Origin of the sequence: Nocardia caishijiensis NBRC 108228 (genome assembly GCF_001612825.1) — a bacterium.
In the GTDB taxonomy this organism is placed as follows: domain Bacteria; phylum Actinomycetota; class Actinomycetes; order Mycobacteriales; family Mycobacteriaceae; genus Nocardia; species Nocardia caishijiensis.
The window spans coordinates 37379-57860 of record NZ_BDBE01000020.1 but is presented as its reverse complement, the minus strand read 5'-3'; the positions used below and the strand labels follow the sequence as shown (position 1 = coordinate 57860).

General features: G+C 67.5%; 19 protein-coding genes. 2 read left to right on the top strand and 17 right to left on the bottom strand.

What is annotated here, in order from left to right; translation table 11 throughout:
- Positions 1 to 69 precede the first annotated feature (69 nt).
- The 7 genes from tuf to hppD form a co-directional block, all read right to left on the bottom strand.
- Positions 70 to 1260, bottom strand: a complete 1191-nt coding sequence (gene tuf / locus NC7_RS05485) for an elongation factor Tu (RefSeq protein ID WP_067979699.1) — start codon at positions 1258 to 1260, stop codon at positions 70 to 72.
- Positions 1261 to 1374: 114 nt separating this feature from the next.
- Positions 1375 to 3477 carry an elongation factor G gene (gene fusA, locus NC7_RS05480; protein WP_067979696.1) on the bottom strand — a complete coding sequence of 701 codons (2103 nt, stop codon included), beginning with the start codon at positions 3475 to 3477 and terminating at the stop codon, positions 1375 to 1377.
- 36 nt (positions 3478 to 3513) lie between these two features.
- Positions 3514 to 3984, bottom strand: coding sequence for a 30S ribosomal protein S7 (gene rpsG / locus NC7_RS05475; protein WP_067485171.1), 471 nt, complete (start codon positions 3982 to 3984; stop codon positions 3514 to 3516).
- A 1-nt stretch (position 3985) separates the two neighbouring features.
- Positions 3986 to 4360, bottom strand: a complete 375-nt coding sequence (rpsL, locus tag NC7_RS05470; protein WP_056814220.1) for a 30S ribosomal protein S12 — start codon at positions 4358 to 4360, stop codon at positions 3986 to 3988.
- A gap of 272 nt (positions 4361 to 4632) precedes the next feature.
- Positions 4633 to 5190, bottom strand: coding sequence for a DUF3558 domain-containing protein (locus tag NC7_RS05465; protein ID WP_067979693.1), 558 nt, complete (start codon positions 5188 to 5190; stop codon positions 4633 to 4635).
- Complete coding sequence (locus NC7_RS05460; protein WP_067979691.1) at positions 5187 to 5711, bottom strand: DUF3558 domain-containing protein; 525 nt, start codon at positions 5709 to 5711, stop codon at positions 5187 to 5189. Before NC7_RS05460 ends, NC7_RS05465 begins: the two co-directional genes overlap by 4 nt.
- A 31-nt stretch (positions 5712 to 5742) precedes the next feature.
- Positions 5743 to 6885 carry a 4-hydroxyphenylpyruvate dioxygenase gene (gene hppD, locus NC7_RS05455; protein ID WP_067979688.1) on the bottom strand — a complete coding sequence of 381 codons (1143 nt, stop codon included), beginning with the start codon at positions 6883 to 6885 and terminating at the stop codon, positions 5743 to 5745.
- 131 nt (positions 6886 to 7016) lie between these two features.
- Between hppD and NC7_RS05450 the strand changes: the two genes are divergently transcribed.
- Positions 7017 to 7565: an Lrp/AsnC family transcriptional regulator gene (locus tag NC7_RS05450; RefSeq protein WP_067979684.1), complete on the top strand. Its 549-nt coding sequence runs from the start codon at positions 7017 to 7019 to the stop codon at positions 7563 to 7565.
- 24 nt (positions 7566 to 7589) lie between these two features.
- Here NC7_RS05450 and NC7_RS05445 read toward each other — a convergent pair whose 3' ends face one another.
- The 9 genes from NC7_RS05445 to NC7_RS05405 form a co-directional block, all read right to left on the bottom strand.
- Positions 7590 to 8318 (bottom strand): GntR family transcriptional regulator, encoded by a 729-nt coding sequence (locus NC7_RS05445; protein ID WP_236573115.1) that lies wholly within the window; start codon positions 8316 to 8318, stop codon positions 7590 to 7592.
- Between the two features lie 73 nt (positions 8319 to 8391).
- Positions 8392 to 9381: an isopenicillin N synthase family dioxygenase gene (locus tag NC7_RS05440; RefSeq protein ID WP_067979682.1), complete on the bottom strand. Its 990-nt coding sequence runs from the start codon at positions 9379 to 9381 to the stop codon at positions 8392 to 8394.
- Positions 9382 to 9392: 11 nt separating this feature from the next.
- On the bottom strand, positions 9393 to 10553 hold the full coding sequence (locus NC7_RS05435; RefSeq protein WP_067979680.1) for a periplasmic binding family protein: 1161 nt from the start codon (positions 10551 to 10553) through the stop codon (positions 9393 to 9395).
- An 11-nt stretch (positions 10554 to 10564) separates the two neighbouring features.
- Positions 10565 to 11407 carry an ABC transporter permease gene (locus tag NC7_RS05430; RefSeq protein WP_084457983.1) on the bottom strand — a complete coding sequence of 281 codons (843 nt, stop codon included), beginning with the start codon at positions 11405 to 11407 and terminating at the stop codon, positions 10565 to 10567.
- Entirely contained in the window at positions 11407 to 12192 is a 786-nt protein-coding gene (locus NC7_RS05425) for an ABC transporter ATP-binding protein (protein WP_067979736.1), read from the bottom strand. The genes NC7_RS05430 and NC7_RS05425 overlap by 1 nt, the downstream gene beginning before the upstream one ends.
- Positions 12193 to 12298: 106 nt before the next feature.
- Positions 12299 to 13606, bottom strand: coding sequence for an amidohydrolase family protein (locus NC7_RS05420; protein ID WP_067979679.1), 1308 nt, complete (start codon positions 13604 to 13606; stop codon positions 12299 to 12301).
- Positions 13607 to 13730: 124 nt separating this feature from the next.
- Positions 13731 to 14837, bottom strand: a complete 1107-nt coding sequence (locus NC7_RS05415) for a winged helix DNA-binding domain-containing protein (RefSeq protein ID WP_067979675.1) — start codon at positions 14835 to 14837, stop codon at positions 13731 to 13733.
- A gap of 99 nt (positions 14838 to 14936) precedes the next feature.
- Positions 14937 to 15911 (bottom strand): NADPH:quinone oxidoreductase family protein, encoded by a 975-nt coding sequence (locus NC7_RS05410; RefSeq protein WP_067979733.1) that lies wholly within the window; start codon positions 15909 to 15911, stop codon positions 14937 to 14939.
- A gap of 54 nt (positions 15912 to 15965) precedes the next feature.
- A complete protein-coding gene (locus NC7_RS05405; RefSeq protein WP_067979673.1) occupies positions 15966 to 17702 on the bottom strand; it encodes a serine/threonine-protein kinase in 1737 nt (578 codons plus the stop codon).
- Positions 17703 to 17858: 156 nt separating this feature from the next.
- Between NC7_RS05405 and NC7_RS05400 the strand changes: the two genes are divergently transcribed.
- Complete coding sequence (locus tag NC7_RS05400; protein ID WP_067979671.1) at positions 17859 to 18629, top strand: acyl-[acyl-carrier-protein] thioesterase; 771 nt, start codon at positions 17859 to 17861, stop codon at positions 18627 to 18629.
- 120 nt (positions 18630 to 18749) lie between these two features.
- On the opposite strand, the gene NC7_RS05395 is transcribed toward NC7_RS05400, so the two are convergent.
- Entirely contained in the window at positions 18750 to 20408 is a 1659-nt protein-coding gene (locus tag NC7_RS05395) for an FAD-dependent oxidoreductase (RefSeq protein ID WP_067979669.1), read from the bottom strand.
- Positions 20409 to 20482 lie beyond the last annotated feature (74 nt).

The following is a 20482-nucleotide window of genomic DNA, read 5'->3' as shown; positions in this document are numbered from 1 at the left end:
CGCCCAGAAACGCCGAACGGCGCCGCTCCCGGAGGAGCGACGCCGTTGCGGTGTCAGTAAGTCAGAGACTCACTTGATGATCTTCGTGACGCGACCGGCGCCGACGGTGCGGCCACCCTCGCGGATCGCGAAACGCAGGCCCTCGTCCATGGCGACCGGCTGGATCAGCTTGACGGACATCTCGGTGTTGTCACCGGGCATGACCATCTCGGTGCCCTCGGGGAGGGTCACAACGCCCGTCACGTCCGTGGTACGGAAGTAGAACTGCGGGCGGTAGTTGTTGAAGAACGGGGTGTGGCGACCGCCCTCGTCCTTCGACAGGATGTACGCCTGGCCCTCGAACTCCGTGTGGGGAGTGGTGGTGCCCGGCTTCACGACGACCTGGCCACGCTCGACATCTTCGCGCTTGATGCCACGAACCAGCAGACCGACGTTGTCGCCCGCCTGGCCCTGGTCGAGCAGCTTGCGGAACATCTCGATACCGGTGACGGTGGTCTTGGTGCTCTTCTCGCGGATGCCGACGATCTCGACTTCCTCGTTCACGTTGATGATGCCGCGCTCGACACGACCGGTGACGACGGTGCCACGACCGGTGATCGTGAAGACGTCCTCGACCGGCATCAGGAACGGGAGCTCGGTCTCACGGACCGGGTCCGGGATCGACTCGTCGACGGCAGCCATGAGCTCGAGGACCGACTCGGCCCACTTCTCGTCACCCTCGAGAGCCTTCAGGCCGGAGACGCGCACGACGGGGGCATCCTCGTCGAACTCCTGCGAAGCCAGCAGCTCGCGGACCTCCATCTCGACGAGCTCGAGGATTTCCTCGTCGTCGACCATGTCCGACTTGTTCAGCGCGACCAGGATGTAGGGCACGCCGACCTGACGGGCGAGCAGCACGTGCTCGCGGGTCTGCGGCATCGGGCCGTCGGTGGCGGCGACCACGAGGATGGCGCCGTCCATCTGAGCCGCACCGGTGATCATGTTCTTGATGTAGTCGGCGTGACCCGGGGCGTCGACGTGCGCGTAGTGGCGCTTCTCGGTCTGGTACTCGACGTGGGAGATGTTGATCGTGATACCACGAGCCTTCTCCTCCGGCGCCTTGTCGATCTGGTCGAAAGCGAAGCTCTCGTTCAGGTCCGGGTACTTGTCGGCGAGCACCTTGGTGATGGCCGCAGTCAGCGTGGTCTTGCCATGGTCGACGTGACCGATGGTGCCGATGTTGACGTGGGGCTTCGTCCGCTCGAACTTCGCCTTCGCCACTGTTGTCCTCCTGGACTAGTTAGTGCGTGCTTTTTTGCAGCAGTGCGGTTATTAAGGGGGGTCGTGCTGACGCCCGGTTGCCGCGGCCAAGCGTACAAGGCCGCGGCAAGCGAATTACTCGCCGGTCGCCTTGGCGATGATCTCCTTGGACACGTTGGCCGGAACCTCAGCGTAGGAGTCGAACACCATGGAGTAGTTCGCGCGACCCTGGGTCTTCGACCGCAGGTCACCGATGTAGCCGAACATCTCCGAGAGCGGAACCAGCGCCTTGACGACACGGGCACCACTGCGTTCCTCCATGGCCTGGATCTGGCCACGGCGGGAGTTGAGGTCGCCGATCACGTCGCCCATGTAGTCCTCGGGCGTGATGACCTCCACCGCCATGAGCGGCTCGAGGATCACCGGACCGGCCTTACGGGCCGCTTCCTTGAGGGCCTGCGAGCCCGCGATCTTGAACGCCATTTCCGACGAGTCGACGTCGTGGTACGCGCCGTCGAGCAGGGTGACCTTCAGGTTCACCAGCGGGTAGCCGGCGAGCACGCCGTACTGCATGGCGTCCTGGGCACCCGCGTCCACCGACGGGATGTACTCACGGGGCACGCGACCGCCGGAGACCTTGTTCTCGAACTCGTAGTGCGCACCGTCCTCGCCGACGAAGGGCTCGACCGCGATGATGACCTTCGCGAACTGGCCGGAGCCACCCGTCTGCTTCTTGTGCGTGAACTCGAGCTTCTCGACCGGCTTGGTGATCGTCTCACGGTAGGCAACCTGCGGCTTACCGACGTTCGCCTCGACCTTGAACTCGCGCTTCATGCGGTCGACGAGGATGTCGAGGTGGAGCTCACCCATACCGCCGATGACGGTCTGGCCGGTCTCGGAGTCGAGCTTGACCGAGAACGTCGGATCCTCGCGCGCCAGCTTCTGGATCGCGGTGCCGAGCTTCTCCTGGTCGGACTTGGTCTTGGGCTCGATGGAGACCTCGATGACCGGGTCCGGGAACGTCATCGACTCGAGGACGACCTGGTTCTGCGGGTCGCAGAGGGTGTCACCGGTGGTGGTGTCCTTCAGGCCGATGACCGCGTAGATGTGGCCCGCGGTGACCTCGGGAACCGGGTTCTCCTTGTTGGAGTGCATCTGGAACAGCTTGCCCAGACGCTCCTTCTTGCCCTTGGTCGAGTTGACGACCTGGGCACCGGAGGCGACCTGACCCGAGTACACCCGGATGTAGGTGAGCTCACCGAAGAACGGGTGCACCGCGATCTTGAACGCCAGAGCCGAGAACGGCGCGTCGGCGCTCGGCTGACGAGTGATGATCTCGTCTTCCTTGTTGGGCACGTGGCCCTCGACGTTCTCCACGTCCAGCGGGGACGGCAGGTAGTCGACGACGGCGTCGAGCATGGGCTGCACGCCCTTGTTCTTGAACGCCGAACCACACAGCACCGGGTAGAGCTCGGAGCCGACGGTCATCTTGCGGATGGCGCCCTTGATCTCCTCGATCGAGAGCTCCTCGCCGCCGAAGAACTTCTCCAGCAGCGCCTCGTCGGACTCGGCGACGGTCTCGAGCAGCTCCTGACGGTACTGCTCGGCCTTGTCCTTGAGGTCGGCCGGGATCTCCTGGACTTCGTACTTCTCGCCCAGCTTGGTCTCGCCGGTCCACACCTTGGCGTTCATCTCGACCAGGTCGACGATGCCCTCGAAGGTGTCCTCGGCGCCGATCGGCAGCTGGATGACCAGCGGCTTGGCGCCGAGGCGGTCCTTGATGGTCTGCACGGTGAAGTAGAAATCCGCACCGAGCTTGTCCATCTTGTTCACGAAGCAGATGCGCGGCACGTCGTACTTGTCGGCCTGACGCCACACCTGCTCGGACTGGGGCTCGACGCCCTCCTTGCCGTCGAAGACGGCGACGGCGCCGTCGAGCACGCGCAGCGAACGCTCCACCTCGACGGTGAAGTCCACGTGGCCCGGGGTGTCGATGATGTTGATCTGGTTCTGGTTCCAGAAACAGGTCACAGCGGCGGAGGTGATGGTGATACCACGCTCCTGCTCCTGCTCCATCCAGTCGGTGGTCGACGCGCCGTCGTGCGTCTCACCGATCTTGTAGTTGACACCCGTGTAGAAGAGGATGCGTTCGGTGGTGGTGGTCTTGCCCGCATCGATGTGGGCCATGATGCCGATGTTGCGGACCTTGTTCAGGTCGGTGAGCACGTCCTGTGCCACGAAATTCTCCCTTTTAAGTGACGGGCCGGGCGGCGATCACCAGCGGTAGTGCGCGAACGCCCGGTTCGACTCGGCCATCTTGTGGGTGTCCTCGCGACGCTTCACCGCGGCACCGAGGCCGTTGCTGGCGTCGAGGAGCTCGTGGGCGAGACGCTCGATCATCGTCTTCTCACGACGGGCGCGGGAGTAGCTGACCAGCCAGCGCAGCGCCAGGGTGTTGGCGCGGCCCGGACGGACCTCGACCGGCACCTGGTAGGTGGCGCCACCGACGCGGCGGGGCTTCACCTCGAGGGCGGGCTTGACGTTGTCGAGCGCGCGCTTGAGGGTGACGACCGGGTCGGTGCCGGTCTTCTCGCGCGCCTGCTCGAGGGCACCGTAGACGATGCGCTCGGCGGTCGACTTCTTGCCGTCCAGCAGAATCTTGTTGACCAGCTGAGTGACCAGCGGGGACCCGTAGACCGGGTCGTTGATCAGCGGACGCTTGGGTGCGGGGCCCTTGCGTGGCATATCAGCTCTTCTCCTTCTTGGCGCCGTAGCGGCTGCGGGCCTGCTTGCGGTTCTTCACACCCTGGGTGTCCAGCGAGCCACGGATGATCTTGTAGCGAACACCGGGGAGGTCCTTCACACGACCGCCGCGGACGAGCACCATGGAGTGCTCCTGCAGGTTGTGGCCTTCACCGGGGATGTACGCCGTGACCTCGATCGCGCTGGTCAGGCGAACGCGCGCGACCTTACGGAGCGCGGAGTTCGGCTTCTTGGGGGTGGTGGTGTACACGCGAGTGCACACGCCACGACGCTGCGGGCTCCCTTTGAGGGCCGCAGTCTTGGTCTTGGTGACCTTGTCGCGGCGACCCTTGCGGACCAGCTGGTTGATGGTTGGCATATACCGGCTTTCTGGCTCATCCCCGCTGGCGCGGGGACCCTGTTCAGTGTTGGTCAATGGTTAACCTGCACGTCCAGCCACGTTTCCGTTGACCCGCGGTCGGGCGTGTCGGGCGCTGTTCAGGCTCCCTGTTTCAGGGCACGCTGGAACGTATCGGCCGCTCTCGCTGGCCTACGTTCACGCACGAACTTGCCCGTAGCAATCCGGGCACAGCGATCCACGATACGCGCCCGTCCGAACCGGGGTCAAAGTGGGGTCCTACGTCAAGGCTTCTACCTGGCCAGATCCAAGGTCAACTCGACCAGCTTCTGGGCTCCCGCGCACGGATCCGGATGGGCCGAGCCCGGCCGGTAGTTGATCCACCAGCCGATGACCCCGACATCGGCGGCCGGGGCGGTGACTCCGCAGGAGTCGTTGTCGTTCGGCCGACGCACCTGCAGGGCCCGACGACCCTGCACCGTGATGTCACCGGTGAGGTACCCCAACTTCTGGTTGGTGGTCTTCTCGTTGTTCAGCGTACCCATCTCGTACCAGTTGAGGGTGGCCATGGCCGAGCCACCGGGTGCGTCCGCGATGTTCCACATGCACACCGCGCCGCTGAAGGAGCTCTCGACGTAGGTGGCGTTGCCGACGATCTCACCGATCTTCGCCTCGGCGACGAGCTCGCACTCGCGCAGCAGTTTGTCGAAGTCGGAGTTCACCTTCTCGCCGCCACCCCGGTCCTCGTCCGGGGCAGGGAGGGCCGTGCCGTCCACCTGCTCGCCACAGCCGACGAGGGTGACGGTGAGCAGCAGCGCCGCCGTGGCGGTCGCGAACCGGGTTGTTCTCATCGCAGCCGACCCAGGGTCAACTCGGCCAGCTTGCGGGCGCGGTCGCACTGGTCGAGCGCGGTGGCGAAACCGCCGTCGGAGATGGACCATTCGAAGAAGTCGTCGTCGAGCTGCACCGCGAAATCGCAGATGCCCTCCGGGTCGAGTGCACGGAAGCCGGGGCGCCCGCCGACATCGATGGGCTCCGGGTTGCGCCCGACGCTCGACACCCAGGCTCTCTCCCGATCGATCGGGCTGCCGCGGTAGGACGCGAATGTCACGCTCGGGGCGAACAATCCGCCCGACTCCCAGTTGCAGCCGGTCGCGTTCTTGTACACCCGCGAGATCTCGGTCAGACCCGCCAGCCGACGCACCTCGTCGTCGGTGACGTGCCCGCACTCACCGACGAAGGGCCCGAGCGAGGCCACCTTCGGTGGTGGCCGATTCGGGCCGACCGGCGAATCGGAGTCGCCCCCCGATCCGCACGACGACAGCACGACAGCCAAGGCCATGCCGGTGATGATCGCCGAGGGGATCCGCATGCCATGAACTGTAGTGCGTGCGCCCACCCGCTCACAGGTTCCCTCGGGCCTCCTGCTCGCGCTCGATGGCCTGGAACAGGGCTTTGAAATTGCCTTTTCCGAAGCCGAGTGAGCCGTGTCGCTCGATGAGTTCGAAGAACACCGTGGGGCGGTCGGTGATCGGACGGGTGAAGATCTGCAGCAGGTAACCGTCTTCGTCGCGGTCGACGAGGATGCCGCGCCGCTGCAGTTCCTCGACCGGAACGCGGACGTGACCGATGCGGGCACGCAGTTCGGGGTCCTCGTAATAGGTGTCGGGGGTCGGCAGGAACTCGACGCCCTCGGCGCGCAGCGCGTCGACGGTGGCGAGGATGTCGCCGGTGGCCAGGGCGATGTGCTGCACGCCCGGACCGCGATAGAAGTCGAGGTACTCATCGATCTGGGAGCGCTTGCGCCCGACCGCCGGTTCGTTGAGCGGGAACTTCACCCGGTGGTTGCCGTTGGCGACGACCTTGCTCATCAGCGCCGAGTACTCGGTGGCGATGTCGTCGCCGACGAACTCAGCCATATTGGTGAAACCCATGACGCGGCGGTAGAAGTCGACCCAGCGGTCCATCATGCCCAGTTCCACATTGCCGACCACGTGGTCGATGGCCTGGAAGATCCGCGGGCCCGGCCGGTGGGTACCGGTGCGCGCGATATAGCCGGGCAGATACGGACCGGCGTAGGCGGAGCGGTCGACCAGGGTGTGCCTCGTCTCGCCGTAGGTGGCCAGGGCGGCGGAGCGGACGGTGCCGAATTCGTCGCTCTCGTCGTGGGGTTCGACGAGAATCGTCGCGCCGTGCTCACGCGCCCAGCTGACGCACCGGTCCACGTCGGGGACCTCGAGGGCGATGTCGACCACGCCGTCGCCGTGCCGGTCGTGATGGGCGACGAGCGGACTGTCCGGGTCGACCGCGCCGCGCACGACGAATCGCGCTCCCCCGCTGCGCAGCACGTACGCCTTGTGGTCGCGATTGCCGGTCTCGGGGCCGGAGTAGGCCTCGAGCCGCATCCCGAAGGCCGATTGCAGGAAGTGCGCGCACTGGGTGGCGTTGCCGACGACCCACACCAGCGCGTCCCAGCCGGTGACAGGGAACGGATCGACACTGTCGTCGTGCTCGATCAGCCCGACGAGCTGCTGCTCAATGGTCATGACCTAGATAAACCCGCTGCCCGTGAGCTAGGCAACAACTCTCTTCGTGCCTGATCACGCTGACCAAAGTTGACACCTCCTCCGGCCAGATGGTGGACAATTTGAATAGCACCCGAGGACGGAGGTCTGGCATGCGCACCCCCGCGAAACTGGACGAACTCGACCTGGCGATCCTGTCGGCCATGCACGAGTTCCAGAAGGCCGGGATCCTGGAACTCTCGCGCCGCACGAAGGTTGCCCGCGCGACGGTGCAGGCCAGGATCAACCGCATGGAGGAGGCCGGGGTGATCGCCTCCTACGACCCGCGGATCGACGTCACCGCAGCGGGTTTCGACGTGCAGGCGTTCGTCACCCTGGAAATCGCGCAGGGCGCGCTCGACACCGTCACCGCCGAACTCGACGCGATCCCCGGTGTGCTCGAGGCGTACGCCACCACGGGTTCCGGTGACGTGCTGTGCCGCATCGGCGCCGATTCGCACGCCGGGCTGCAGTCCGTGCTGCTCAGCATCGACCGGACCAGCGCGGTGGTGCGTTCACACAGCGTGATCGTGCTGTCGACGGTGATCGAACGACGCACGCTCCCCTTGCTACGCACGCTGACGCCCGCCGGTACGGCGAAGGCGCCCGCCTATCGGGATCGCCGCGTCAGCTCACCGGATACTCGCGCCGGGGAGGGGTAGCGCGGACTCCGACCCCGAGGCGAGTCAGAGCCGAGCGAGGCGCGTCATCAGGCCGTGCACATGTGCCTCAGCCGCGATGCGGGCCGATTCGGGGTGACCTGATTCGAGGGCTTCGAGGATGCGGCGGTGTTCGCGTAGGGCCACGCGACGATTGCGGGCCGAGCACCACAAATCGCCTCGATAGAGGTGAGCCTGAGCTTCCAGGCGCGCCAATTCGTCTGCAAGACAACCATTTCCAGACGCGACGCGGATGAAGCTGTGGAATTCCAGGTCGAGCTGCGCGTCGCGGGCGGCGTCGGTCGGGTCGGTCAGGCTGGTTTCCTGGGCGGCGAGGATGGTAGCGAGCTTGTCGAGGTCGGCGTCGGTGAGGCGGGTGGCGGCCGTGGCGGCGGCGAGGCCGTCGAGAACGGCGCGCACGGCGAGGACCTCGCGGATGCGTTCGTCGTCGACGGCGGCCACCTTCGCGCCCGCGTGCGGCGTGCTCACCGCGAGGCCCTCGTAGATGAGCTGCTGCACGGCCTCGCGCACCGGACTGCGACTCACCCCGAGCTCGGCCGCCAGCGCGGGCACGCTGAGTGGTTTACCCGGGGCGAGTTCGCCGGAGAGGACCAGCTGCCTGATCCGGCGATGCACGGAGGGCCCGAGCAGGGCGATGCTGCCCTCCGCGCCCTGATCGTCCGGCAGGCCCTGGCGCCCTGTGTGGCCGCGCTCCACCGCCGCGCCCTGACCGCCCATACCCTGATCGTCCAGCATGCTCGAGCCTCCTGCATGGCCATCCTTCGGACGCTGACCGCTCATGCCGTGCCCTTTCCGTCGCGTGTGTCGATTATCCCTGCGGCCGGTAGTTGGCCCGCACGCGCTGGGTGAGGAAGTCGGCGGCGGTCACCGGTGGATATTTGCCCTCGGGTCCCTGGATGATCGCGTCACGGTCGGCTTGGGCGAAGTAGGCGATGCTGTAGCGCTCCCCCTGGTACTCCCCCTCGCCGGGGCTGCGGACGCGATGGAAGTTCGAGGGCAGCAGATCGTCGCTCCAGCGGGTGAGCATGTCGCCGATGTTGCAGGTGATCAGGCTCGACGACGGGACGATGGAGGTCCATTCCTGTTCGGCCATCTCCTTTCCTGGACATACTTGCAGGCCGCCTTGGCCGTCGCGCTGGAAAAGCAGTGTGAGACAGTCGAAGTCGGTGTGCGCGCCCGCCCGCCAGCGACCGGGAACGCCACGCAGTTCCTCGGGCACCGCGAAGTAGTGCAGCAGCCGCAGTGCGCTCTGGTGGCCCGGCGAGGTGGGATCGTGTGCGGCGGTGAAGTGTTCGCGGGCCAGCCCGAGCCGATCGGCGAAGCAGGACAGCACCCGCATCGCCACCGTCCAGGCCCGATGCTCGAAATCCAGGACGCGAGCACGGAATCCGGGGAGCTCGGTGTCACTCGGCCAGAGTCCGGCCATGTGCGGCCGGGTGACCTGATAGGACTCCTTCTGATCCGGCACGCCGATGGACGGACGCACCTGACTCATGCTCTCCCAGCCCGCGTTGTGCTCCTTCACCAGCGGGTACTTGGCCTTGACCGGTTCGGGCAAGGCGAAGAAATCCGCGGTGGCGCCGAACATCTCGTCGATCAGCGACTGCGCGATGCCGTGTCCGGAGAGCTGGAAGAAGCCGATCTCGGTGGCCGCGGCCCACAGTTGGTCGGTGATCTCGGCACGGCGGTGCTCGAAATCGGTCAGGTCGACGACGCGGATCTCCCGCACGGTTTCCTTGCCGAGGCCGCCCATCTGCTTCTCGCGCGAAACCTCGGACAGGTCGTAGCTGGTGCTCATGGGGTGTCTCCTTAGCCGGTGACGGAGATGGACGGGTCGAGGAATTCCTTGGTGACGAGATCCGCGGCCCGCAGCCCGGTCGGCACGTTCGCGCCTCCCGTGCGCAAAATGGGCGCGAATTCGTCGATGATGCGCTGCACGCGGGCCTCGTCGAAGCTGCCGAGCACACCGTCGGTGTCGTTGCCGATCAGTCCGCCATCGATCAGCGCCTGCGAACCGAACGCGGCCAGCTCGGCGCTGTAAGGGCTGAGCTTGGGATTCTGTTCAACCACGTCGACGACAACCTCGTCGACACGGGTGGAGTCGGCACGGAATTCGGCCGTGGCGCGCTGGATCATCGGAACCAGTTTCTGCAGGCAGGGCCGCAATCCGGCGAGCTTGTCGGCGCGGACGTTCACGGTGCGGGCATAGCCCTCGTAGCCGACATCCTTGAGCAGTTGGTAGCGCACGGGCTTGTTCCAGGCGCGCACCTCGTGTTCGTAGGTGTAGGGCTCGGCATTGGCGAAACCCTGCTGCGCGAAGGACGGGTCGGTGACGAACCGGGACGGCGAATTGTCGTAGGAGGCGTCGATCTGTTCGGGTTTCACCAGGCCGCGCGCCACCAGCCAGTCCGGGTACAGCTGCCCCTTGGACACCACGATCGGTTTGCCGGACCGGCCGATATCGGCGATCCCCTGCCAGCCGGGATTGGTCGCCGGATCCCACATCAGCATCTGCGGGCTGTTGCGCAGCAAGGTGGTCACCGCGACGATCGGCTGCTGCCCGGCGGCGGCGATGGCATGCTCGGAGTGCGCGAGACCGAGGGTGATGCTCTCGTCGACATACATCTGCGAGGGCACGGTCTGGAACCCGATGGCCGGGCCACCCGCCCGGATCTCGAGTTTCACCCCGGTGTCCTTGCCGCCGGTGACGAGCGGGCCCGTGATCTTGTTGTTGTCGGCGTCGACGGTGTAGCCGGGGCCGAGCAGGCCGAAGATCGGACCTGAATCGGTTTCCGGCGCCCATTGCAGTTGCACCACAACGGTATCGGGGCAGGCGCCGGTCAGTCGTCGTTCGGCGGGTGCGGGTTCGAGGGCCACGGCGGTCTCGGTACCGGTTTCGCCGGAGCAGGCGGCCAAGGCCAGAGCGAGGGCCGCGAGTCCGAGGCGGCGCAGGGGTCGGGTGTATGTCATGGCGGTTCCTTCTAGTTGGCCGAGTCGTGCCAGCGGCCGACGCTGACCTTCTGGATCAGCGTGAAAACGGTGAAGACGAGGACACCGAAGAGGGCGGCGAGCAGCAGCGCGCCGATGAGGTCTTCGGATTGCAGGCGGGCGCGGTAGGTGTCGAGCAGGGTGCCGATACCGGGTTTGCCCTGCGCGAAGAACATGTCGCCGATGATCGCGCCGGTGACGGAAAGACCTGCGGCCGTGCGTAGTCCGGTCAGCGTCGACGGCAGGGCGGCGGGAAGTTGCAGGGACCAGAGCCTGCGCAACCGCCCGGCCCGGCCGAGGGTGAACAGCTCGCGCAGGTTCGCGTCGACCGATTTGATGCCGAACAACGTCATCGCGATGATCGGATGGATGGCGATGAGCACGCAGACGGTGGTGCGTGCGGCGAAGCCGTAGCCGAGCCACAACCCGATCAGCGGAACCACCGCGAGCACCGGAATCGCCTGCAGCACCACCGCGTACGGGTAGACGACGTTCTCGATCGGTTTGGCCTGGCTCATCAGCACCGCGATGGCGACACCGAGCACGGCCGAGATCAGCAGCCCGGTGAGCGCGACCCGCGCGGTCACCGCCAGTGCTTCGATCATCACCTCGAGCTTCTTCGGATCGGCCAGCGATTCGGTGAACACCACGTGCGGTGGCGGCAGCAGGAAGCGGCGGCCCTCACTGAGCACCAGCATCGACACCGCATACCAGGCGGCCAGCGCCAAGGTGATCGATACAGCTGGTGCGACAAGGGTTTTGGCTACCCTGCGCGCCGTGGCGGTGGACAACTCGGGCTTCGCCGGGCTCACCGCGCGAACCGCGATACTCACCATCACGCGGCCTCCTTCAACGAGTGCGACACGCGCGCGACGAGTTCGGTGAACGCGGGATCGAAGCGCAGCTCGCGGTCGCGGGGATAGGGCAGGTCGACGTCGATCACCTCGTGCACGCGACCGGGGCGCGCCGACATCACCACCACGCGCGACGCGAGGAACACCGCCTCGGCGACCGAGTGGGTGATGAACAGGGCAGTGAAGGCGTTGTCGCGGTATAGGCGAAGCAGTTCCTCCTGCATGGTCAGGCGCGTCATCTCGTCGAGCGCGCCGAACGGTTCGTCGAGCAGCATCAGCCGCGGTTCCAAGGCCAGCGCCCTGGCCAGCGAAACTCGCATGCGCATGCCGCCGGAGAGCTTGCGCGGCAACGCGTTCGCGAAATCAGCCAGGCCGACCGCCGCGATCGCCCGTTCCACGCGCTCGCGGCGCACGGCGCGCGGCACCCCGGCCAACTCGGCGGACAGTTCGACATTGCGCCGCACCTTGCGCCAGGGCAGCAGCGTGGCCTCCTGGAAGATGAACCCGATCGAATGCGTGCGCACCGCGACGGCTCCCGCGCTCACCCGTTCGAGCCCGGCGGCCAGCCGCAGCAGGGTGGACTTGCCGCATCCGGACGGACCGACCACGGCGACGAACTCGCCCTCGCGGATATCCAGATCGATGTCGGTGAGCGCGAGGGTGCCGTCGTCACCGCCGAACCGTTTGGCGACGCCCGCGAAGGAGACCTCGAGTCCGGCGAGCAGCGTCCTCGCGTCCGCGTCGTTCACTGTGTCGTAGAGCGTCACCGTGATCACCTTCCTACGGTGGATGTTGCGTGCAACAGTGTGTTGCCTTCAGTGTGGACTTGTTGGATTACATGCAATGTGTGGCCGGTTTCGGCTCGATTAACAATCAACGCATGTGGATCAGTCGTCGGGTCAGGTCGGCGGCGTCGACCCGCGTGCTGTGCCCGTCGCGGATCACGGCCTCACCGTCGACCCAGACCGTGTCGACGACCCTCGGCGACGCGGCGGTCAGCAGGGTGGCGCCGGGGTCGAGGACCGGCAGGCAGGCGAAGTCGCGGTCGAAGCGGAGCAGGGTGAGGTCGGCGCGGTCGCCGACCGTGATGCCGGTGTGTGCCGGTCGGCCGAGCACCCGGCCCGCCGCGCCGGTGGCCATGTGCAGCATCCGGTCGACGTCGAACAGATCGGCCCTGCGGTGCGCGGCACGCTGCAGGTAGGCGCCCATGCGCAGGGTCAGCAGCATGTCCTGGGTGTCGTTGCTGGCGGCACCGTCGACGCCCAGCGTCACGTCGATGCCCTCGGCGAGCATGTCGCCGACCGGGGCGATGCCGCTGCCGAGGCGCATGTTCGAGATCGGGTTGTAGGACACCGTGACGCCCCGTTCGGCGAAGACCGCCCGACCGTGCGCGTCGAGATTCACGCAGTGCACGGCGAGGGTGCGGGCACCGAGCAACCCGTTCGCGTCGAGGTAGTCGACAGCGCCGGTGCCGGTGTGCAGGCGACACATGTCGTCGTCGGTGGTGGTTTCCAGGACGTGGATCGACACCGTCTTGCCGGTCGACTCGGCATAGGCGCGGACCGCCGCCATACCGTCGGGAGTGAGGCAGCGCGGGTTGGGCACGGCGAGGGCGGTGGTGACGCGCGAGCCCGCCAGCTGCCGGTCGAGTGCGTCGATATGGGCGAAGGCCTCATCGAGCGGCTGCATGAGGCGGGGGTCGAGGCCCCATTTGCGGGTGACGTCGGCCCGGTCGGCGACGCCGCGACCGAGGACCACCCGGATGCCGAGCTCGTCGAGGGCGCGGATCATCGCCTGGTGCACGTCGTCCGACGGGTTCGGCCACAGGTGCTCCACCACCGTCGTGACACCGCTGCGCAGCAGCTCCAGCCCGCCGGACAGTGCCGAGAGATAGGTCTGTTCCGGTGTGGCGGCGACGGTGCGCTCGCCGACGCAGCGCAACCACTCCAGTAGCGGCAGCCCTTCGCCGATGCCGCGCAGTACGGCTTGCTGCAGGTGGGTGTGGGTGTTGACGAAGCCGGGCAGCAGGTAGCCCCCGCCGCCGTCGAAGCGTGGCAGTGTCGCGTGTTCGGGGCCCGCGCTGAGTGCTGCGACCAGGCCGTCGCGGACGACGACCTCGCAGGCGCTCCACCCCTGCGGTGTGTAGACGGTGACATCGGTGATGACCACGGACGAACCCATGCGCGCACCTTTCGGATGCGGCTGGTTCGCTCGCCGGATTCAGCCGAGCACGTCGTCCGTTGCAGCCATGAACGTCGTGGCACCGACCCTAGGAAGCCGGTATTTCCCGGGCGTTAAGGCCGTGTCACGGGCGGAGGTCGGCACCGGTGGCGAGAATCTCGACCGCGGGCGTCGATTCCGGTTCCAGGAAGGCGAGCAGGGCCGCGGCTTCCGATTCGACCCGCACCGCTTCGGTTTTCGTCCACGCGCGGGTGGGGATCACGCGAAAACGCGCGGTTCCCGCCTTCACGAAGATCTTGTACACCCCGGCGGTGAAGCCATCTATCAGGACCGGCGCGACATTGGCGCCGAAGGAACGGGCGACGATGGGCTCGACGACCACGCGGCTGCGGTCCTGGTGGGAGAGCAGAGCGTTGTCGTACCAGCCGAGCAGGCGTACCGGCGCGGGCAGGTCGGGATCGGCGAGTTCGAGGTCCGCGTCGTCGTAGAGGGTGCGACCACGCTCGTCGGTGTAGGTGCGCAGGCGGTCACCGAGGTCGGCGACCACCTGTTTCATGCCGGGCAGACGTGACCAGGTCTGCATGTCCATGGTCGAGGCCGGGCCGAAGGCGCGCAGGTAACGCAGGATCAGTTCGCCCACCGGGTAGTCCGGGTCGAGCGGGGCGCCGAGCCAGGGTTGTACCCGCGACCAGACGGGTCGGCTGTTGTCGCGCCAGCGGCCACGCGGGGGTGTCTGCAGCACCGGCAGTTGATAGAGCCAGGTCTGCGAAACCGCGCCCGGATCGCGATCGGGGTAGCGCCGGGCGGCTTCGGCGCGCAGGTCGGCGGCCGACATCGGTTCGTCACCGAGCACCTCCTCCCCGGCGGCGCGAACCTGCTCCGGGTCGAGGCCGACCATCGCCCCGTAGTTGAAACCCTTACGGAACGGCACCTTTTCGAGTTCGGGCTGGATGTGCGGGGCGATGCGCAGCGCGTCGGGCGGGGTGACGAGGTGGATGGTGCCGCGCATCAGGGTGATCCGCACCAGCGAACGGTCTTGCAGACCGCGCGACACCGTGTCGGGATCGAAATCGACTGTCCGGCTCCACAACCCGATGAACGGCGGCTGGACGTCCTGCGCCTGCAGCCCGATCAGGTGGTCACACATCTGCGGTGTGCTCAGGGTGCACCGCTCGAGCAGGTGCTGACGCGCGAGCAGCGTCCGGTTGAGTACCCGATTCGACAACCGCACGCGCGCTCCTTCGATCTCGCCGACGCACCGGACGCTACCCTCGCGGTCCGACAACCTCAGCGCAGCGGTCCGACAACCTCAGCGCAGCTGCTCGGAACCTCAGCGCAGCCGCACGACAACCTTGCCGGTGGCGGTCCGGTTGTCCAGCGCCGCGACGGCTTCGGCGGTGCGCTCGAGCGGGTAGAGCACCGGCTCCGGCGCGGTCACGGCGCCGGAGGCGAACAGCGGCCGCAGATCTTCCCACTGCTCGGCCAGGTAGCCGGGGTGGGTCATCACCCACTCGCCCCAGGCCGCGCCGACGACCTCCACGTTCTTGAGCAGCAGCCGGTTCACCTTCACGGTGGGGATCTCGCCCGCGGTGAACCCGACGACGAGCAACCGGCCACCGCTCGCGAGGCTGCGGATGCTGTCGGTGAAACGGTCGCCGCCGACCGGGTCGAGAACGATGTCTACCCCCCGACCACCGGTCAGGTCCTTGACCGCCGCCAGCCAGCCGTCGGTGAGCACCACATCGGTCGCGCCGTTGGCCTCGGCCACCCGCGCCTTGGCCTCGGTACTCACCACCGCGATCACCCGCCCCGCGCCGAGCGCCTTGGCCAGCCGCAGGGTGCTGGTGCCGACCCCACCGGCCGCGCCGTGCACGAGGACGGTCTCGCCTGCGGCGAGCCTGCCGCGCTTCGTGAGGCAGAAGTGCACGGTCAGGTCGTTGAACAGGATACCGGCACCGGCCTCGAGCGAGACGTTGTCGGGCAGCTTGAACACCGCGTCGGCGGGGGCGACCGCCACCTCCGCCACACCGTTGCCGAGCATGGTCAGCGCCGCGACCCGGTCACCGGCGGCCAGGCCGGACCCCTCGGGCGCCTCGCGCACGACGCCGCCGACCTCACCGCCGACGACGAACGGGAGACCCGGCTTCATCTGGTAGAGGCCGCGCGTCATCAGCACGTCGGGGAAGGCGATCCCGGCGGCGTGCACGTCGATGAGGACACCGCCGGGGTAGGCAACGGGCTCGGGCAGCTCGACGATCTCGATCGACGACGGACCTTCCAACTTGCTGACCTGGGCTGCGCGCATCTGACGGACACCTCTCTCGACGATCGAACCGCTGTCGAACATATCCCGGCGAGCTCAGCGATGGGCGAATTCCAGCATCGCCTCACTGGCGAGCACCGAACTGTCCCTGGTAATCGTCAGACCCGCGGGCGTGACCTGGTATTGCGTCCCGTCGCTCGGATTGGTCGCGGTGAAACCGCCACCGCCGGTCGGAACGGGATCGTCGAGTTCGATCGCGTTGCCGTTGCGCACCGCGACACCCTTGTAGTAGTAGCGGCCCGCCCCGGTGTGACAGATGACCACCCGTGAGGTGGTGGTGCGCGCGATCGTCATCGCGGCGTCGTTGTCGTTGCAGCGCGGTCCACCGCTGAGGAAACCCTGGCCGTCGGCGCCGGTGACGGCCGAATTCAACGGCGGCACCGTGGTCGTGGTCGGTTTCGGTCCGGTCGGCGGCACCTGCGGAACCTCCGTCGGCACGTCCTGGCTGACAGTCACCACCGGCGGCGGCACCTGCACAGCGGACGTCGGCACCGGCTGATCGGCGCGCTTGTCGCCGGAATCGTTGACGCTCAACATGATCCACACCGCCACCCCGACGGCGGCGACGACGATCAACGCGCCGAGCGCACCGGCCAGAATCGGCGTCGCCGAATTGCGCTGCGGCGGAAGGGGCAGCGGTTCGGACGGATGGGCATAGACAGCGGCGGAGTGCTGAGGGCCGGTCGTCATCCTGGTCTGCTGCGGCCCCGACTGCTGGGGCCCGGTGGTCATTCTGGTCTGCGGCCGCCCCGACTGCGGGAAACCGGCGATCGGCTGCGGTGCGGACCGCTGCGCGGCGGGGCGCGGCTGCGCGGGCGAGGGCGCGGTCGGCGGTGGCGGCTGCGGGCCGGTGATCCGCGTCTGGCCGGTGACCGGACGCGGCGGCGGCTGCCTCACCAACGGCGTCACCCGGGGACCGGGAACGGTCGCGGGCGCGTCACGTTCGGCCTGCACGAGCGCGGCGCGGGCGGCGCGAGCCAGGTCGCCCGGCGAGCCGTAGCGCTGATCAGGCCGCTTGGCCATGCCACGCTCGATCACCGCGTCGAAGGCCGACAGCGTCGAATCGGCCGCGCTCGGCCGAGGCGGCGGCGCCATCTGATGCGAACCGATCGCGCCCGCGAGACTGTTCACCGGGAACGGCACCCGACCCACCAGCGACTCGTACAGCACACAGGTGAGCGCGTAGGTGTCCACGGCCGAGGTCATCGGGGCTTCCTCGAACCGTTCCGGCGCCATGTACGCCATCGAACCGACCGCGCTACCGGCGCTGGTGAGCTGCGGGTCGGACGCACCGTGCGCGATACCGAAATCGACCAGGTAGGCGAACAGGTTGGCCGTGAGCAGGATGTTGGCGGGCTTCACATCGCGATGCACCAGACCCAGCTCGTGCGCGGCATCGAGCGCCGCCGCGATCTGCTCGACCACCTGCACCGCCTCACCCGGGGTGAGCCTGCCGTGCTGCTGCAACCGCTCCTTGAGGTCGGAACCCTTCACCAGGCGCATGTCGATGTAGAGCACACCGTCGACCTCGCCCCAGTCGTGCACCGGGATGACGTGCGGCTCCTGCACACTGGCCATCGCGTGGGATTCGCGGCGGAAACGCTGCACATAGGTGGGGTCGGCCGCCAGCTCCCGATTGAGCACCTTGAGCGCGACGACGCGATCCTTGGTGGTGTCGAAGGCCTCGTAGACCTCGCCCATACCGCCGACTCCGAGAAGCCGACGCAACTCATAGCGCCCGAACATCGCGCCCGCCATCGCCCCGCCGGCCATTCCAGCAGGTTACCGGGCGCCGACAGCACTTGTCATGTACGCCGGTGGGGGCTAGTCCCGACTCGACGTGAGGGTGTGATGTGCGCACCGTAAAGTCGAGGGCAGAACTACGCAAGAAGTCGCGGCTCACCGGTGTGGACCGCGCAAGGAGCACACGTGTCACTCGATCAGCCACTGGCCCCGCTACCCCAGGAGGGCACGGGTTTCGCCACGGCGTGGCCTGTCCGGGCCGGCGACGTGGACCCGTACCACCGGCTGCGCTTCGACGGGGTCGCCCGCTACCTGCAGGATATCGCCTACGAGGAACTCCACCAGACCGCGCTGCACCGCACCGACCCCACCTGGATCGTGCGCCGGACCGTCATCGATGTGATCCGCCCGGTCGTCTTCCCCGATCACGTCCACCTCACCCGGTGGTGCGCGAGCATGTCGACCCGGTGGACGAACATGCGCGTGCGCATCACGAGCGAGGGCGGCGGCCTGATCGAGACCGAGGGATTCTGGATCAACCTCAGCGAATCGAGCAACCTGCCCGCCCGCATCAGCGACGAGGGCTTGGCCTACCTGGCCCGCACCACCGACGAACACCGGCTGCGGTGGCGCCCCTACCTCACCGATCCGGCACCCCGCGAATCCGACACCGATGTGCCGTTCCCGGTGCGCGCCACCGACATCGACCAGTACAACCACGTGAACAACGCCTGCTACTGGCAGGCGGTCGAACAGTTCCTCGTCGACTACCCGAAGCTGCTCGCGGTGCCGCACCGCGCGGTGATCGAGTACGTGGCGCCGGTGCTGGCGCGCGAGCACATCACGGTGCGCGGACGCTACGAACCGGGCGACGTGAGCGGTCGCCCGGTCCTGCGGTTGTGGTTCGTGGTCGGCGGGATCACGACCACCGTCGTGCGCGTGATGCCGCTGCAATAGTTTTTGCGGCTGGCGCCGCGGGTTCTCGGCCTGTTCCCTTGATCTTCCCTCCCGGCGGGCACTCCTTCGTCGCACCCTCTGGTCAGTCCAGATCAAGGCGGCCGAGAACCGTGCACCGGTCTAACCCTTCGCCGCTTTGAGGAGGTCGGCGCGGGTGGTGAATTTGACGCGGGGTCGGCCTGCGGCCTTGCCCGCGGCCTTTTCCGCCTGGTCGATGGTCTTCCAGCCCGCGCGGTCGACGAGGTCGGGCTGGCGCTCGGTGAGCAGGGCGCGCAGGGCCGCGCGGTCACCGGTGGGAGTGGTGAGCCTGCCTGCCACGAAGTCGTCGATCAGGGCCTGCACGGTTTCCTCGGCATCGACCCGGTTGGAGCCGATCACGCCGCGTGGGCCGCGCTTGATCCAGCCCGCCACGTATACACCGGGCAGGGGCTGGGTGTCGGCGAGGACGCGGCCGTGTTCGCTCGGCACCACTCCGCGCCGCTCGTCGAACGGCAGGCCGGGGACGGGAACGCCGCGGTAGCCGATCGAGCGGAGCACCAGGCCGGTGTCGAGCCGTTCGGTGCGGTCGGTCGGGGTGGCGACGAGATCGGCGGTGAGTTCGTTGTGCGCGAACTCGATGCCGGTGACGTGGTCGTCACCGAGTACCTCGGTGGGCGTGGTCAGGTAGCGGAAGACGATGCGCTTGTTCGCCGGATCGCGACGGCCGGTCGAATACTCCTCGGCCAACCGGTATTTCAGCCGCAGCGACGGTTCGATGTTCGGATCGTCGAGGACCGCGCGGCTGTACTCGTCCAGGTCGAGGTCGGCCGGATCGACGACCACGTCGACACCGCGCAGATGGGTGAGCGCCAGGAACTCCGGCGAGCTGTACGCGGCTTGCAGCGGACCACGGCGACCGAGGATCACGACTTCGCGGATGTTGCTGCGGCGCAGGGCGTCCAGGGCGTGGTCGGCGATATCGGTCTTGGCCAACTCGTCCGGGTCGACGGTGAGCACCCGCGCCACGTCGAGCGCCACATTGCCGTTGCCGACGATCACCGCGCGCTCGCCCGACAGGTCGAACTCGCGCTCGGCGAAGTCGGGATGGCCGTTGTACCAGGCGACGAACTCGGTGGCCGAATGACTGCCCGGCAGGTCCTCACCTGGCACCCCGAGCTTGCGGTCGCTGGAAGCGCCGACGGCGTAGATCACGGCGTGATGATGCTCGAGCAGCTCACGGTGATCGATGTGCTCGCCGATCTCGACATTGAGGTAGTACTGCAGGGTGTCGCGTCGGAAGGCCGACTCGAACATCGTCGCGACGTTCTTGGTGCCCGCGTGATCGGGCGCCACGCCCGCGCGAACCAGACCCCACGGGGTGGGCAGCCGGTCGAACATCTCCACCTCGACGTCGCTGCGCCGCAACAGCTCGTCGGCGGCGTAGCAGGCCGCCGGGCCCGCACCGACGATCGCGACGCGCAGGGTGCCGAGGCTCTTCGGTGGACGGGTCGGGGTGGCGAGCGGATCGAAGTTCGTCTCCAGCGGGTGCCGACGGAAGTAGTCGGCATTGATCTCGCGGTACCTGCCGAGCGAGGCGAGCAGGTCGTCCTCGGAGAAGATGGCGTCCACCGGGCACGCATCGACACAGGCGCCGCAATCGATACAGGTGTCGGGGTCGATGTGGAGCATCTCCGCCGTGGCGAACTCCGGCTGGTCCGGGGTCGGGCGGATGCAGTCGACCGGGCACTCGGTGACGCAGCTGGCGTCGTTGCAACAACGCTGCGTGATGACGTAGGCCATGGGTGCAGATCCTCGAAATGTGTGGTCGGGGTCACCCGGGGTATGAGTGACGCAGCTTTCAGTGTGCCTCGAGT

Excerpts from the sequence above, each read along its gene's own strand:
- NC7_RS05465 (WP_067979693.1), bottom strand. The coding sequence starts at position 5,190 with ATGAGAACAACCCGGTTCGCGACCGCCACGGCGGCGCTGCTGCTCACC.
- NC7_RS05460 (WP_067979691.1), bottom strand. The coding sequence starts at position 5,711 with ATGCGGATCCCCTCGGCGATCATCACCGGCATGGCCTTGGCTGTCGTG.
- NC7_RS05410 (WP_067979733.1), bottom strand. The coding sequence starts at position 15,911 with ATGCGCGCAGCCCAGGTCAGCAAGTTGGAAGGTCCGTCGTCGATCGAG.
- NC7_RS05420 (WP_067979679.1), bottom strand. The coding sequence starts at position 13,606 with ATGGGTTCGTCCGTGGTCATCACCGATGTCACCGTCTACACACCGCAG.
- NC7_RS05445 (WP_236573115.1), bottom strand. The coding sequence starts at position 8,318 with ATGCTGGACGATCAGGGTATGGGCGGTCAGGGCGCGGCGGTGGAGCGC.
- hppD (WP_067979688.1), bottom strand. The coding sequence starts at position 6,885 with ATGACCATTGAGCAGCAGCTCGTCGGGCTGATCGAGCACGACGACAGT.
- NC7_RS05435 (WP_067979680.1), bottom strand. The coding sequence starts at position 10,553 with ATGACATACACCCGACCCCTGCGCCGCCTCGGACTCGCGGCCCTCGCT.
- NC7_RS05405 (WP_067979673.1), bottom strand. The coding sequence starts at position 17,702 with ATGGCCGGCGGGGCGATGGCGGGCGCGATGTTCGGGCGCTATGAGTTG.
- rpsG (WP_067485171.1), bottom strand. The coding sequence starts at position 3,984 with ATGCCACGCAAGGGCCCCGCACCCAAGCGTCCGCTGATCAACGACCCG.
- NC7_RS05440 (WP_067979682.1), bottom strand. The coding sequence starts at position 9,381 with ATGAGCACCAGCTACGACCTGTCCGAGGTTTCGCGCGAGAAGCAGATG.
- NC7_RS05395 (WP_067979669.1), bottom strand. The coding sequence starts at position 20,408 with ATGGCCTACGTCATCACGCAGCGTTGTTGCAACGACGCCAGCTGCGTC.
- NC7_RS05430 (WP_084457983.1), bottom strand. The coding sequence starts at position 11,407 with ATGGTGAGTATCGCGGTTCGCGCGGTGAGCCCGGCGAAGCCCGAGTTG.
- rpsL (WP_056814220.1), bottom strand. The coding sequence starts at position 4,360 with ATGCCAACCATCAACCAGCTGGTCCGCAAGGGTCGCCGCGACAAGGTC.
- NC7_RS05450 (WP_067979684.1), top strand. The coding sequence starts at position 7,017 with ATGCGCACCCCCGCGAAACTGGACGAACTCGACCTGGCGATCCTGTCG.